General features: G+C 71.7%; 6 protein-coding genes. 4 read left to right on the top strand and 2 right to left on the bottom strand.

Features of this window, described 5'->3' with window-relative positions; all coding sequences use genetic code 11:
• Positions 1–118: 118 nt before the first annotated feature.
• Both ACIRF9_RS33695 and ACIRF9_RS33690 read right to left on the bottom strand, forming a co-directional pair.
• On the bottom strand, positions 119–1,789 hold the full coding sequence (locus tag ACIRF9_RS33695) for an FAD-dependent oxidoreductase (RefSeq protein ID WP_403829935.1): 1,671 nt from the start codon (positions 1,787–1,789) through the stop codon (positions 119–121).
• A gap of 203 nt (positions 1,790–1,992) precedes the next feature.
• Positions 1,993–3,843 carry a M1 family aminopeptidase gene (locus tag ACIRF9_RS33690; protein WP_403829932.1) on the bottom strand — a complete coding sequence of 617 codons (1,851 nt, stop codon included), beginning with the start codon at positions 3,841–3,843 and terminating at the stop codon, positions 1,993–1,995.
• A 392-nt stretch (positions 3,844–4,235) separates the two neighbouring features.
• Between ACIRF9_RS33690 and ACIRF9_RS33685 the strand changes: the two genes are divergently transcribed.
• The 4 genes from ACIRF9_RS33685 to ACIRF9_RS33670 all read left to right on the top strand — a co-directional run bounded on the left by ACIRF9_RS33685 (position 4,236) and on the right by ACIRF9_RS33670 (position 14,621).
• Positions 4,236–8,342: a molybdopterin-dependent oxidoreductase gene (locus ACIRF9_RS33685; protein WP_403829966.1), complete on the top strand. Its 4,107-nt coding sequence runs from the start codon at positions 4,236–4,238 to the stop codon at positions 8,340–8,342.
• 169 nt (positions 8,343–8,511) lie between these two features.
• Positions 8,512–12,450, top strand: a complete 3,939-nt coding sequence (locus ACIRF9_RS33680) for a glycoside hydrolase family 2 TIM barrel-domain containing protein (protein WP_403829930.1) — start codon at positions 8,512–8,514, stop codon at positions 12,448–12,450.
• Between the two features lie 76 nt (positions 12,451–12,526).
• Complete coding sequence (gene lpdA / locus ACIRF9_RS33675) at positions 12,527–13,939, top strand: dihydrolipoyl dehydrogenase (protein WP_403829928.1); 1,413 nt, start codon at positions 12,527–12,529, stop codon at positions 13,937–13,939.
• Between the two features lie 175 nt (positions 13,940–14,114).
• Entirely contained in the window at positions 14,115–14,621 is a 507-nt protein-coding gene (locus ACIRF9_RS33670) for a hypothetical protein (RefSeq protein ID WP_403829925.1), read from the top strand.
• Positions 14,622–14,707 lie beyond the last annotated feature (86 nt).

The raw sequence follows: 14,707 nt of genomic DNA, 5'->3' as shown, positions 1-14,707 counted from the left end.
CCGTCCTGGCCGCCCCCCCCCCCCCCCCCGGGGGGGGGCCCCGGGGGTTCCCGGGTGGGCCAAACGGGGCCGCCCGCCCCCCCGGGGGGGGCGGCCCGACGATCGTGCTGGAGGAGGGTCAGGGCAATGCGAGGACGCTGCGGAGCACCTGACGCAGCGTCGACTGGGCGTCCGAGGACGGTCCTGGCGAGCGCCAGGCGACGAATCCGTCCGGCCGGACGAGCACGGCGCCACCGGGGCCGATGCCGTGGGCCGTGCGCCAGTCCGCGCCGTCCTCGGGCATCAGATCGGCGTCGTCGGCGCCCACCCGGTACGGGACCAGCGGGATCGACTCCCGGTCCGCGAGGCGGGCGGCGGCCTCGTGCCAGGCGCCCGGCTCACCGGCGTCGTCGCCGCCGTCGCTCAGCAGGATCAGGTCGCGCTCGTACAGGTCCAGCGTGGAGATCCGCTCGCCCCGGCGCCGTACCCACAGGTGGGGCGCCCTGCTGCCGGGCTCCCCGTCCAGGGAGAGGCCCTCGGGGACGACCGGGGTCGCCGGGTCGGCGCCGACGACGGCGCCCTGCGGATAGCGGTAGCCCAGTGCCACGTTGAGGATGCCGCGCTGCGGTCCGCCGCCGCCGGCGCCGGGTGGCGGCGTGAAGCCGGGGTGACTGTGCTCGGCCGACCGGGCGGCCGAGCGGGCGCTGGTCGCCTCCGCCACGGGGCGGCGCTCGGCGTCATAGGTGTCCAGCAACCCGTCGCCGGCCCAGCCGCCGAGCACGGCGGCCAGCTTCCAGGCGAGGTTGTGGGCGTCCTGGATACCGGTGTTGGAGCCGAAGGCACCGGTGGGGGACATCTCGTGCGCCGAGTCGCCGGCCAGGAAGATCCGTCCCGACCGGTAGGCGCGGGTCACCCGCTGGGCGGCGTGCCAGGGCGCCTTGCCGGTGATCTCCACGTCCAGGTCGGGGACCCCGACCGCCCGGCGGATGTGGTCGATGCAGCGTTCGTCGGTGAACTCCTCCATCGTCTCGCCGTGTTCGGGGTGCCAGGGGGCGTGGAAGACCCAGTTCTCGCGGTTGTCCACCGGCAGCAGCGCACCGTCGGCGTCCGGATTCGTCAGGTAGCAGACGATGAAGTGGCGGTCGCCCACCACCTCGGCCAGACGGCGCGAGCGGAACGTCAGGCTGACGTTGTGGAACAGGTCACCGGGGCCGCTCTGCCCGATGCCGAGCTGCTCCCGCACAGGGCTGCGCGGGCCGTCGGCGGCGACCAGGTAGTCCGCGCGGATGGTGGTGTGCTCGCCCGTCTCACGGCTCTTGACCAGCGCGGTGACCCCGTCGGCGTCGGCGTCGAACGACACCAGTTCGCTGTTGAACCGCAGATCACCGCCGAGCCGCACGGCCTGGTCGAGCAGCACCGGCTCCAGGTCGTTCTGGCTGCACAGGCACCAGGCGCTCGGGCTGAACCGGGCCAGCCCGCCGCCCGGGTCGATGTCCCGGAACAGCCACTCGCCCGCGTCGCCGACCAGGGTGGGCGTCTGCAGGATGCCGTGGTTGTCGGCCAGCGTGGCCGCGGCCTCGTGGATCGCCGGTTCGGCGCCGGCCACCCGGAACAGCTCCATCGTGCGGACGTTGTTGCCGCGGCCGCGCGGGTGGATGGAGGTGCCGGCGTGGCGCTCCACCAGTGTGTGCCGCACCCCCAGCCGCCCCAGGAACAGGGATGTCGACAGTCCCACCAGGGAACCGCCGACGATCAGGACCGGGACCTTGTGGATCGTCCCACCGGTTCGACCGGCAGTTTTGTTCGTCATTCGTTCATCACTCGCCTCCAGGCGTCATGTCCGTCGACTCGACCGGAACGGGGCCGCGATCTTCATGCATTGCCCCGCACGGCGGACACCGCCTCGGGCCGCACCCGCTTCACCCGCTTGAGCCACCCGATTCACCGTGCTGACGCCCTCGGCGGTGCACGGGTGACGCCCGCAGGCGCCACCCGTGACGGACCGTCGCCCGTTCAGCCCTCGATACGGTGCGTGGTCCAGAACGACGTCAGGTCCGTGGTCGTGGCGGCCTGCGCGGCCGCCTTGAACTCGGCCGTGGTGGAGACGCCGTACCAGTGCGCGGTGGCGTAGTCCTTCAGCAGCTTGGCCATCGCCGTGTCGCCGATCAGCCGCCGCAGGTCGTGCAGGGCGCACTTGCCGTAGCCGTAGACGACGGTGGAGTACCGGGAGGAGTGGGTGTCCCAGTAGGCCATCGAGTTGGTGATCTTCTCGGCCGAGGACGCCCACGAGACGCTGCTCCAGCAACTGGCGCCGGTCTTGCCGAGCGCCAGGTCGGTGGCGTAGTCGGTGAACGACTCGTCCAGCCAGGGGCTGTTGTACTCGTCGTCGCCGACGATGCCGTACCACCACTGGTGGCCGATCTCATGGGTGAGCGCCGTCGTGCTCACCAGGTCCAGGACGAACCCCGGGTACTCCATGCCGCCGAACCAGAAGTTGTTGTCGATGACAGCGTCCAGCTCGCCGTACGGGTAGGCGCCGAAGCGGGCGGCGTGGGCGTCGACGGCGGTCTTCGCGGTGCTGAGCATCGACTGGGCGTTGGCGGAGCTGATGCCGGAGACGGAGTAGACGTTGATGGGCGTCCCGGCCGTCGACGTACCGGAGATCTTGCTGAAGGGTCCTGCCGCCCAGGCGAAGTCCCGGACCCGGGTGGCGGTGGCGGTGGTGACGGTACGTCCGCTGGAGCCGGCGGCGTCGACGGAGGTGCCGGTGGCCGGGACCAGCAGCGTGGTCGGATGGTCGAGGGTCACCTTGAAGTCGGCGGCCAGGGAGTAGAAGGACTCGCCGTTGTTGGTGTACGGGTCGAGGTGCCAGCCCGCCCCGTCCTTGACCGCGAGCACCGGCAGGGCGTTGCCGATGAAGCTGAAGGAGCCGTCGTAGCCGAACCGGTCAGCGCCGCTGGGCACGGAGATGCCCAGGTCGAAGCCGATGGTCGCGCTCTGGCCCTGGGCGAGCGGCGTGGGCAGGGTGATCGGCAGGGCGGTGCAGGAGACCGCGAGGGCGCCCGCCGTACCGCCGGTGACGTTGGTGACCGTGATCGGCGGCGCGGAGCAGGTGCCGTGGTAGTTGTCCCACAGCCGCAGGTACACCTCGCTCAGCGGGGTGGCGGAGGCGTTGGTGAAGGTCGCGCTCTCGTGCCCGGTCCACACCGTGCCGGCGGTGTTGCTGGTGAGACTGACGGTGTACGCCGGTGAGGCCGGCGTCCGGGTCGAGTCGGCGGGCGGGGTCGTGCTGTCGGCGGTGTTCAGGGCGATGTCGTCGAGGACGAAGCTGGACTGGAGGCTGGAGTCCTCGGTGCCGGTGAAGGCGAGGGTGACGGTCTGTCCGGCGAACGCCGAGACGTCGAACGACTTCTGGACGTACCCGGTGTTCTTGTCGAGGTTCGAGTACGTGGCGAGGGTCGTCGAGCCGATCTTCGCGGTGAGCTTGTCGTACGCCGTGGACGAGGTCGTCTCGGCGGTGTCGATGTGCAGCCAGAAGGTGAGGGTGGCGCTGCCGCAGCCGGACGGGACCGTGACGCTCTGCGAGAGCGTGTCGGTGTGGGTGCCGCCGGTGCCGTCCAGCCAGGCGTAGTAGCCGCCGGCGTGCGCGCTCTGCCCGGTGCGGTTGGTGACGACGGTGGTCGACGACTGGGTCCAGGAGGTGGCACCGCTCTCGAAGCCGCCGTTGGCGACGACCTGGGTCGGTGTGCAGGCCTCGGCCGCCTCGGGGGCGGCGGACGCCGGGGTCGCGGGCAGGCAGAGGGCGGCCACCGCGGCGAGAGCGAGCGCGCTCGTGGCGAGGGCCTTGCGGGGGGTGGGTCTCACACGTGGCTCCTTTTTGGGGTGTGCGACAGGAAGAGCGGCGGTGTGCGACGGGTGGGGGAAGCCTGACAGATTTGACAAGTCCATGCCACAACGACAAGGCAAAGGAATCTCACAGAAAGCGACCGCTCCACCGTCGGGGCCGACGAATCTCACATCCCCGAAGGCCCCGCTCACACCCGCCCCGCCCCCGCTGTGCGTCACCCTTAACTCCCGGCGCCGCATCCGGGAGACACCTGCGTAATGCACACTTCGTACCCTCGACAAGGCTCCCACCAGGGCCGACGCAAGAACGCGGCAGAACGAAAGGAGCGCCCGTGGCCGTGCCGGACCCGCGGACCGACAGCGCGACGAAGGTGCGCACGGTCTGCTCGTACTGCGGTGTCGGCTGCGGCATGGTCCTCGACATCGGCCGCGGCCCGGACGGACGCCGTACGGTCCTGAAGGCGTCCGGCGACAAGGACCACCCGGCGAACTTCGGCCGCCTCTGCACGAAGGGCGCGACCACCGCCGACCTGCTCGCCGCCCCCGGCCGCCTGACCACCGCCCTGGTGCGCGGGGACCGCGGCGAGGAGGCCGAGCCCGCCCCCGTGGACGAGGCGGTCGCCGAGACGGCGCGCCGGCTGCGGGGAATCGTCGACGAGCACGGCCCCGACGCGGTCGCGCTGTACGTCTCCGGCCAGATGAGCCTCGAGGCGCAGTACCTCGCCAACAAGCTCACCAAGGGCTATCTGCGCAGCAACCAGATCGAGTCCAACTCCCGGCTCTGCATGGCCAGCGCCGGCACCGGTTACAAACTGTCGCTCGGCGCCGACGGCCCGCCCGGCTCGTACGAGGATCTCGACCGGGCGGACGTCTTCCTCGTCATCGGCTCCAACATGGCCGACTGCCACCCCATCCTCTTCCTGCGCATGATGGACCGGGTGAAGGCGGGCGCGAAACTGATCGTCGTCGACCCCCGCCGCACCGCCACCGCGGCGAAGGCCGACCTGTTCCTGCAGGTCAAGCCAGGTACGGACCTCGCCCTCCTCAACGGTCTGCTGCATCTCCTCCACACGAACGGGCACACCGACCCCGAGTTCGTCGCCGCCTGCACCGAGGGCTGGGAGGCGATGGAGGAGTTCCTCGCCGACTACCCGCCCGCGACCGTCGCCGAGCTCACCGGCATCCCCGAGGCCGACCTGCGCGAGGCCGCCCGGCTGATCGGCGAGGCGGGGGAGTGGACCAGCTGCTGGACCATGGGCCTCAACCAGTCCACGCACGGCACCTGGAACACCAACGCCCTGGTCAACCTGCATCTCGCCACCGGAAAGATCTGCCGTCCGGGCAGCGGCCCCTTCTCCCTCACCGGCCAGCCCAACGCCATGGGCGGCCGCGAGATGGGGTACATGGGACCCGGCCTGCCCGGCCAGCGGTCCGTCCTCGTGGACGCCGACCGCGCCTTCACCGAGGAGGTGTGGGGGCTCGAACCCGGCGCCCTCCGCGCCGACGGCGTCGGCAAGGGCACCGTCGAGATGTTCCGGAAGATGGCCGACGGAGAGATCAAGGCCTGCTGGATCATCTGCACCAACCCGGTCGCCTCCGTCGCCAACCGCAGGACCGTGATCGAGGGACTGGAGGCCGCCGAGTTCGTCGTCGCCCAGGACGTCTTCGCCGACACCGAGACCAACGCCTACGCCGACGTCGTCCTGCCCGCCGCGCTGTGGACCGAGACCGAGGGTGTCCTCATCAACAGCGAGCGCAACCTCACCCTCGCCCGCCCCGCCGCCGACCCGCCCGGCGAGGCCACCGCCGACTGGCGCCTGATCGCCGCCGTCGCCCGAGCGATGGGGTACGAGGACGGCTTCTCCTACGACAGCGCGGAGGAGATCTTCGAGGAGATCAAGCGCTTCCACAACCCGCAGACCGGCTACGACCTGCGCGGGGTCACCTACGACCGGCTGCGCGAGAGTCCCGTCCAGTGGCCCGCCGCCACCGCCGACGGCCCCGACCGCAACCCGATCCGGTACGTGAACCCCGACGGCACCCTCACCTTCGCCACCGCCTCCGGCCGCGCCGTCTTCCACGCCCGTCCGCACCTCGACCCCGCCGAGATGCCGGACGACGACTATCCGTTCGTGCTGAACACCGGCCGTCTCCAGCACCAGTGGCACACCCTCACCAAGACCGCCAGGGTGGCCAAGCTGAACAAGCTCAACCCCGGCCCGTTCGTGGAGGTGCACCCGCAGGACGCGGCCGCGCTCGGTCTCGCCGACGGCGACTCCGTCGAGGTCGCCTCGCGGCGCGGGCGGGCCGTGCTGCCCGCGGTCGTCACCGACCGGGTGCTGCCCGGGTCCTGCTTCGCGCCGTTCCACTGGAACGACCTGTTCGGCGAGTACCTCAGCGTCAACGCGGTGACCAGCGACGCCGTCGACCCGCTGTCCTTCCAGCCGGAGCTGAAGGTGTGCGCGGTGTCGCTGACGAAGGTGTCGACCCCGGTGACCGTGCAGGTGCCGGTCGCCGAGGCACCGGCCGCTTCCGCCCCGGTGATCCTCCCGACCGCCGTACAGCCCTCCCCGGCCGCCTCCGCCGCCGCCGTCTTCGGCCTGGACCCCGCCCCGCCGCCGGTCCTGACCGAACGCGAACGCCAGTACCTGGTCGGCTTCCTCGCCGGCATCCCGGCCGGCGCCCCCGGTGTCCCCGTCCTCCCGCCGGACGCCCCCTTCAGCCCCGAACACGCCCTGTGGGTCAACGGCACCCTCGCCGGCATGTACTCCCGCACCTCCGCCGCACCCGCACCCGCACAGGATCCCCGGGAGGTCCCCGGCCGACGGGTCGTCATCCTGTGGGCCTCGCAGACCGGCAACGCCGAGGAGTTCGCCGCCGCCACCGCCCAGCGCCTCAGCGCGGGCGGCCACGCCGCCTCCCTCGTCGCCATGGACGAGGCCGACCCCGCCGCCCTGCCCGCGGGCGCCGACCTGCTGCTGATCACCAGCACCTTCGGCGACGGCGACGCCCCCGACAACGGCGCCGGCTTCTGGGACGGCCTCGCCGCCCTGGACACCGGCCGCCTGGAAGGCCGCCGCTACGCCGTCCTGGCCTTCGGGGACTCCTCCTACGACGACTTCTGCGGGCACGGCCGGCGCCTGGACGATCGTATGGACGAACTGGGCGCCGTACGGCTCGCCCCGCGCACCGACTGCGAACCGGACTACGAGCCGCAGGCCGAGGCCTGGCTGGACCAGGTGCTCACAGCCCTGAAGGAGGCCACGGACCTCGGGGTCGCACCGGCCGGGGGCGGCTCGGCCAGGTTCATGGACCGCCCCGCCACGGACGCCGGGGCCGTGGCGCCCGCCGTGGCCACCCCGGCGGCCCCGGCCCCCGCCGCCGCCCGCCCGAAGCGCCCCGCCCCGGTCACCGCCCGCCTCACCGGGAACCGGCTGCTGAGCCTGCCCGGCTCCGGGAAGGAGGTCCGCCGCTTCACCTTCGACACCCGCGACAGCGAGACCCCGCTGGTGTACGAGGCGGGCGACGCCCTCGGCGTACGACCCCTCAACTCCCCGGCCCTGGTGGAGGAGTGGCTCGCCGTCACCGGACTCGACGCGGACACCGCCGTGACGGTCAACGGCGTCGGCGTGGTTCCGCTCGGGGAGGCCCTGCTGCGGCACCTCGACATCACCCGCGTCAGCCCGGCCCTGCTGCGCTTCACCGCCGACCGCACCCGGGACCCGCGCGAGCTGCGCAAGCTGCTGCGGCCGGACAACAAGGGCGAGCTGGCGCGGTGGTCCTGGGGCCGGCAGGCCGTCGACGTGGCCGCCGAGTTCGGGATCCGGGCCGGCGCCCAGGAGTGGGCCGAGGTGCTGGGCCGGCTCCAGCCCCGCCTGTACTCGATATCCAGCAGCCCGCTGACCGACCCCGGTCTGGTCTCGCTCACCGTCTCCGTCGTGCGCTACGAGAACCTGGCCGGCCGCCCCCGTCAGGGCGTCTGCTCGCCCTTTCTCGCCGACGCCGAACCCGGCGTCGAGGTCCCGGTCCACGTCCAGCGCTCCCCGCACTTCCGCCCGCCCGCCGATCCGGCCACGCCGATGGTGATGGTCGGCCCCGGCACGGGCGTCGCGCCCTTCGTCGGCTTCCTCGAGGAGCGCCGGGCCCGCGGTCACCGGGCACCCAACTGGTTGTTCTTCGGCGAACAGCGCCGGGCGACGGACTTCTACTACGAACAGGAGCTGACCTCCCTGCTCGCCGACGGCAGCCTCGCCCGCCTGGACACCGCCTTCTCCCGCGACCAGCGCGCCAAGGTGTACGTGCAGGACCGGATGCGCGAGCACGGATCGCACCTGTGGTCCTGGCTCCAGGACGGCGCCCACTTCTACGTCTGCGGCGACGCCTCCCGCATGGCCAAGGACGTCGACCAGGCCCTGCGGGACGTCGCCGTCGTCCACGGCGGGCTGACCGAGGCGGAGGCCGCCGCGTACGTCAAACAGCTCGCCTCGGACAAGCGGTACGTGCGGGACGTGTACTGACCCGACGGGCGGGCGGTCACGGGAGCGAGCCAAGTGGCGTTGCGCCGAAGTGAGTTGAAAACCGGCCATCACGGCGTGCCACTGTTCGGTTTTTCAACACTATCCGACAAGATCTGACGCACCCTCCGTCCGTGCAGCCGCACGGTTCTCCCCGAGGAAGGTCGTGGTCATGTCGCACCCGCACGTGTCGTCGTCCATGGACCGGCCGGACCGCCCGCCCCGGGTGGCCGTCAGCCGTCGCCGTCTGCTGGAGGGATCGGCCGCCGTCCTCGGCGCCCTCGCCCTGTCCGCCCCGGCCGGCGCCCACCGGGCCGCCGCGGCCGACGGCACCCCGGACGCCCCCGAATGGAACGGCCGCATCGACGTCTTCCGGGTCGGCACCGAGGCCCCGCACACCACCCTCATGCCGTACGCCGACCTCGCCCAGGCCCTCGCCGCCGACCGCACCCGCTCCCCGTACCGGCTCAGCCTCGACGGCACCTGGAGATTCGCCCACGCCGACCGCCCCGACGACCGCGACCCCGACTTCCACCGCACCGACCTCGACGACAGCGGCTGGGACACCCTCCCCGTCCCGTCCGCCTGGCAGCTGCACGGCTACGACCGCCCGATCTACATCAACATCACCTACCCCTGGTGGGGCCCCAACGGCCTCGGTGAGGACGCGCAGCCGCCGGCCGCCCCCACCCGCTACAACCCCGTGGGCCAGTACCGCCGCACCTTCACCGTCCCGCGCGGCTGGAAGGGGCGGCGCACCTTCCTCCACTTCGAGGGCGTCAAGTCCGCCCACTACGTATGGATCAACGGCGAGCTGGTCGGCTATCACGAGGACTCCTACGACCCCGCCGAGTACGACATCACCGCGCACCTCAGGCCGGGCACCAACCAGATCGCCGTGGAGGTCTACCGCTACTCCGACGGCGACTGGCTGGAGGACCAGGACATGATCCGGCTGAGCGGCATCTTCCGCTCGGTCTACCTCTACTCCACCCCGGCCGTGCACCTGCGGGACTTCCGGCTGGAGACCCCGCTGGGCGACGACTACAGGACGGCGGAGCTGACGGTCACCGCGAGCGTGCGGGACCATGGCGCTGCGGAGGGCGCGGGGTCCGGTGGATCCGGTGGACGGTATACAGTCGACACCCTTCTGTATGACGCCGACGGTCACCCCGTCTGGTCCCGGCCCCTCCAGCAGAGCGTGGACCTCGACCCCGGGGGCGAGGCCACCGTACGGGCGGCGAAGTCCGTGCCGGCGCCCCGGCTCTGGTCGGCAGAGGACCCCTACCTCTACACCGCCGTGCTGCGCCTGCGCGACCCGGCCGGCAAGGTGATCGAGACGCTCTCCCACCGGGTGGGCCTGCGCGAGTTCGCCCTCAAGGACGGACTCATGCGCATCAACGGCAGACCGGTCTCCTTCCGCGGCACCAACCGGCACGAGATGCACCCGGTCCGCGGCTCGGCCCTCACCCGCGAGGACCTGGTCGAGGACATCCGCCTCGTCAAACGGCTGAACATCAACACCGTCCGCACCTCGCACTACCCCAACAATCCGCTGTGGCTGGAACTCGCCGACGAGTACGGCCTCTACCTCGTGGACGAGACCAACCTCGAGACCCACGGCATCCGCGGCGAGTACCCCGGCAACCACCCCGAATGGACCGAGGCGTGCGTGGCCCGCGCCCAGAACATGGTCCACCGCGACAAGAACCACGCCTCGGTCGTCGTCTGGTCCCTCGGCAACGAGGCCGGCGGCGGCAGCACCTTCACCGCCATGCACGACTGGATCCGCTCCTACGACACCACCCGCGTCATCCAGTACGAGGGCGACGACCGCCCCGGCATCAGCGACATCCGCTCCGAGATGTACGACAGCCCCTCCCGCGTCGAGGCCCGGGCCAAGGACACCGGCGACACCCGGCCGTACGTGATGATCGAGTACTCCCACGCGATGGGGAACTCCAGCGGGAACTTCAAGAAGTACTGGGACCTGATCCGCCGTTACGACGTCCTGCAGGGCGGCTGGATCTGGGACTTCGTCGACCAGGCCCTCAGCTGGCCCACCCCGACCCGCAAACGGTTCACCGAGACCGGACCCGCCGCGCTGCACGGCGAGATCGTCGTCCCCGCCGGCACCTTCACCCGCGGCAAGGGCGTCTGCGGCGGCACCGTCTTCGCCCGCGACCCGCGCCTCGACCTCACCGGCTCCCTGACGCTGGAGGCCTGGATCACCCCGCACGTGACGGGCTACCACCAGCCGATCCTCGTCAAGGGCGACACCCACTACGCCCTCAAGCAGACCAACCGGAACCTGGAGTTCTTCATCTACGGCAGCGGCCAGTGGATCACCGCCGTCTGGGCGCTCCCCGACGACTGGACCGGCCGCGAGCACCATGTCGCGGGCGTGTTCGACGCCGAGGCCGGCACCCTGACCCTCCACGTCGACGGCGCCGTCCGGGCCACCCGGACCACCACCGTCCGGCCCGCCGTCAACACCACGCCCCTGTCCCTGGCCACCGACGTCGACAACCCGACCCGGGGATTCAGCGGCACCGTCCGGCGGGCCCGCGTCTACGCCCGGGCGCTGACCGCCGCCGAACTGGCCTCCGCCGGCCGCGGCCCCGGCGACGACGGCGTACGGTTCTGGTTCGACGCCGCCACCGTCGGCTTCACCGAGAAACGGCCCCGCGAGAAGTCGTTCCTCGCCTACGGCGGCGACTGGGGCGACAACCCCAACGACGGCGCCTTCTCCGGGGACGGCATCGTCACCGCCGACCGCGGCCACACCGGCAAGTCCGCCGAGATCAAACGCGTCTACCAGGCCATCGGCGCCGCACCCGCCACAGGCGACCGGCTCGCCCCCGGAGCCGCGCTCACCCTCACCAACGAGTACCTCTTCACCAACCTCCGCGCGTTCGACGCACGGTGGGAACTCGTCGCCGACGGCAAGGCGGTCCAGCGCGGCAGGCTGAGCCGCGCCCAACTGGACCTGGCGCCCCTGTCGAGCAAGGACATCACCGTGCCCTTCGCGCGGCCGGGCGATCCGGCACCGGGCGCGGAGTACTTCCTGCAGCTGTCCTTCACCACCAGGGAGAGCACGAAGTGGGCCAAGGCCGGCTTCGAGGTGGCCCGGCAGCAGATCCCCGTCGACGCGGGCAGCCCCGCCGTCACCCCCGTGTCCCTCGACGGCATCCCCGCGCTCACCCACCAGGACACGGCCACCTCGGTCACCGTCACCGGCGAGGACTTCTCCGTCACCGTCGACAAGAAGACCGGAGTCATCACCTCCTACCGGGCCGGCGGCGTCCCCCTGATCACCTCCGGCCCGGCCCCGAACTTCTGGCGGGCCCCCACCGACAACGACCGGGGCAACGGCCAGCACACCCGCAACCAGACCTGGCGCGACGCCGGCGCGCACCGCGAGGTCACCGACGTGAGCGTGCGGGCGCTGCGCGACCGGGCCGTCGAGATCAAGGTCGCCGGCACCCTGCCCACGACCACCGAGTCGACGTACACCACCACCTACACCGTCTTCGGAAACGGCGAGATCAAGGTCGACAACACCCTCCACCCGGGCGCCGCCGGCCTGCCGTACATCCCGGAGGTGGGCACCCTGCTGTTCCTGCCGGCCCGCCTGGAGTACCTGCACTACTACGGCCGCGGCCCCGAGGAGAACCACTGGGACCGCAACGACGCCACCGACGTCGGCCTGTACTCCGGCACCGTCACCGGACAGTGGACCTCCTACCTGCGGCCGCAGGAGAACGGCAACAAGACCGACGTCCGCTGGATCGCCCTCACCGACCGCCACGGCAGGGGACTGCTCGCCACGGGCGAACCGCTCCTGGAGGTCAACGCCTCGCACTTCACCCCCGAGGACCTCTCCGTCGGCGCCCGCCACGACTACCAGCTCACCCCCCGCAAGGAGGTCGTCCTGCGCCTGAACCACCGCCAGATGGGCGTCGGCGGCGACAACAGCTGGGGCGCGCACACCCACGACGAGTACAAGCTGTTCGCCGACCGCGACTACGCGTACACCTACAGGCTCCGGCCACTGACCGGCGTGGACCAGGCCATGGCGGCCTCCCGCAGGCCCACGGCGACACGGTAGCGAGGCATGAGCGGCACGCCGTGGGTACCGTTTCCCGACGGAACAGGAAACGGTACCTACGGAAGAGGAACCTCCCATGGCCGAGTATGACGACCGGTTCGACGTCGTGGTCCTCGGCGCCGGGCCCGGCGGCTATGTCGCCGCGGTCCGCGCCGCCCAGCTGGGCAAACGCGTCGCCGTCGTCGAGGAGAAGTACTGGGGCGGCGTCTGCCTGAACGTCGGCTGCATCCCCACCAAGGCCCTCCTGCGCAACGCCGAACTCGCGCACATCTTCACCCGTGAGGCGAAGACCTTCGGCATCAAGGTCGACGGCACGGTCTCCTTCGACTACGGCGAGGCCTACCGCCGCAGCCGCAAGGTCGCCGACGGCCGCGTCAAGGGCGTCCACTACCTGATGAAGAAGAACAAGATCACCGAGTTCGACGGCCGCGGCACCTTCCTCGACCCGCACACCCTCCAGGTCACCGGCTACGACGGCGAGACCCGCACCCTCGGCTTCGACCACTGCATCATCGCCACCGGCGCCACCCCCAAGCTGCTCCCCGGCACCCGCCGCACCTCCCGCGTCGTCACGTACGAGGAGCAGATCCTCGCCGAGGACCTCCCGCAGTCCGTGATCATCGCCGGGGCGGGCGCCATCGGCATCGAGTTCGCCTACGTCCTGCACAACTACGGCGTGAAGGTCACCGTGGTCGAGTTCCTGGACCGCGTCGCCCCCCTGGAGGACGCCGAGGTCTCCGCGGAACTCGCCAAGCAGTACCGCAAGCTCGGCATCGACGTCCTCACCTCCACCCGCGTCGACGCCATCGACGAGTCCGGGCCCCAGGTCCGTGTCACCGTCACCGCCAAGGACGGCACCCCCCAGGTCCTGGAGGCCGACAAGGTACTCCAGGCGATCGGCTTCGCCCCGAACGTCACCGGCTACGGCCTGGAGAACACCGGCGTCAGGGTCACCGACCGCGGCGCCATCGACGTCGACGGCCGCTGCCGCACCTCCGTCCCGCACCTCTACGCCATCGGCGACGTCACCGCGAAGCTGATGCTCGCGCACGCGGCCGAGGCCATGGGCGTGATCGCCGCCGAGACGATCGCCGACGCCGAGACCATGGAACTCGACTACGCGATGATCCCCCGCGCCACCTACTGCCAGCCCCAGGTCGCCAGCTTCGGCTACACCGAGGCCCAGGCCCGCGACCTCGGCTACGACGTCAAGGTCGCCAAGTTCCCCTTCACCGCCAACGGCAAGTCCCACGGCCTCGGCGACACCACCGGCTTCGTCAAGCTCATCAGCGACGCCACCCACGGCGAGCTGATCGGCGGCCATCTCATCGGACCCGACGTCACCGAACTGCTGCCCGAACTCACCCTGGCCCAGCAGTGGGACCTCACCGTCCACGAGGTCGCCCGCAACGTCCACGCCCACCCGACCCTCGGCGAGGCCGTCAAGGAGGCCGTGCACGGCCTGGCCGGCCACATGATCAACATGTGATCCCGGCCGGCGGGGTCGCCGTGGAGGGGGCGGGGCCGTTCACCCGAACGGCCCCGCCGCGCTCGCCGCCGCCGTACGCCCGGGATGTGCTGAACACCAGCCCAGGACCCGAGCGACGGACGAGGGCACCCGCCATGCCGGACCGCGGTGCGCCCCGCCGGAAGGGACGCCCCCCATGACCTCCCACCCCCCTCCCCACGGTCCGACCGGTCACACCCAGGGCGAGATAGGCACCGCCTGGTCCGTACCGCCCGGCGGCCCGCGCCCGCCCGCACCCGCCCCGCGCGACAGCCGGGTCACCGGCGGCGTCGCCTTCGCCGGCGTCCTGATGCTGTGCGGTGGCGTCCTCTCCGTCCTCCAGGGCATCGCCGCCCTCGCCGAGGACGACGTCTACGCCCGTGTCGGCACCTACGTCTACGAGCTCAGCCTCACCGGCTGGGGCACCATCCACCTCGTCCTCGGCGTCCTCGCGGCCGCGACCGGCGTGGGCCTGCTCAGGGACCTGGCCCCGGCCCGTTACGCGGGCATCCTCCTGGCCGGGCTCAGCATGGTCGCCCAGTTCCTGTTCCTCCCCTACGAACCGCTGTGGTCGGTGACCGTGATGGCCATCGACATCTTCGTGATCCGGGCCCTGGCCGCAGGTCGGGAAAGGACGGCCCCGGCGTCCGGCCGCCGTACGTAGCGACTCGGCACCCGCTCGGCGGCCCCCTCGGCTCCGCAGGACGGGCGAGGTCCATGTCGGATTCTCGCCAGCGTCGGGGTCGCCGG

It is taken from the genome of Streptomyces sp. NPDC096132, from assembly GCF_044763345.1.
Classification (GTDB): domain Bacteria; phylum Actinomycetota; class Actinomycetes; order Streptomycetales; family Streptomycetaceae; genus Streptomyces.
The sequence above is the reverse complement of the archived record's forward strand: the minus strand, read 5'-3'. Positions and strand labels throughout refer to the sequence as shown.

Bases quoted from the DNA above. Each gene is read 5' to 3' on its own strand.
- ACIRF9_RS33695 (WP_403829935.1), bottom strand. From the start codon at position 1,789: ATGACGAACAAAACTGCCGGTCGAACCGGTGGGACGATCCACAAGGTC.
- ACIRF9_RS33685 (WP_403829966.1), top strand. From the start codon at position 4,236: ATGGTCCTCGACATCGGCCGCGGCCCGGACGGACGCCGTACGGTCCTG.
- ACIRF9_RS33680 (WP_403829930.1), top strand. From the start codon at position 8,512: ATGTCGCACCCGCACGTGTCGTCGTCCATGGACCGGCCGGACCGCCCG.
- lpdA (WP_403829928.1), top strand. From the start codon at position 12,527: ATGGCCGAGTATGACGACCGGTTCGACGTCGTGGTCCTCGGCGCCGGG.
- ACIRF9_RS33670 (WP_403829925.1), top strand. From the start codon at position 14,115: ATGACCTCCCACCCCCCTCCCCACGGTCCGACCGGTCACACCCAGGGC.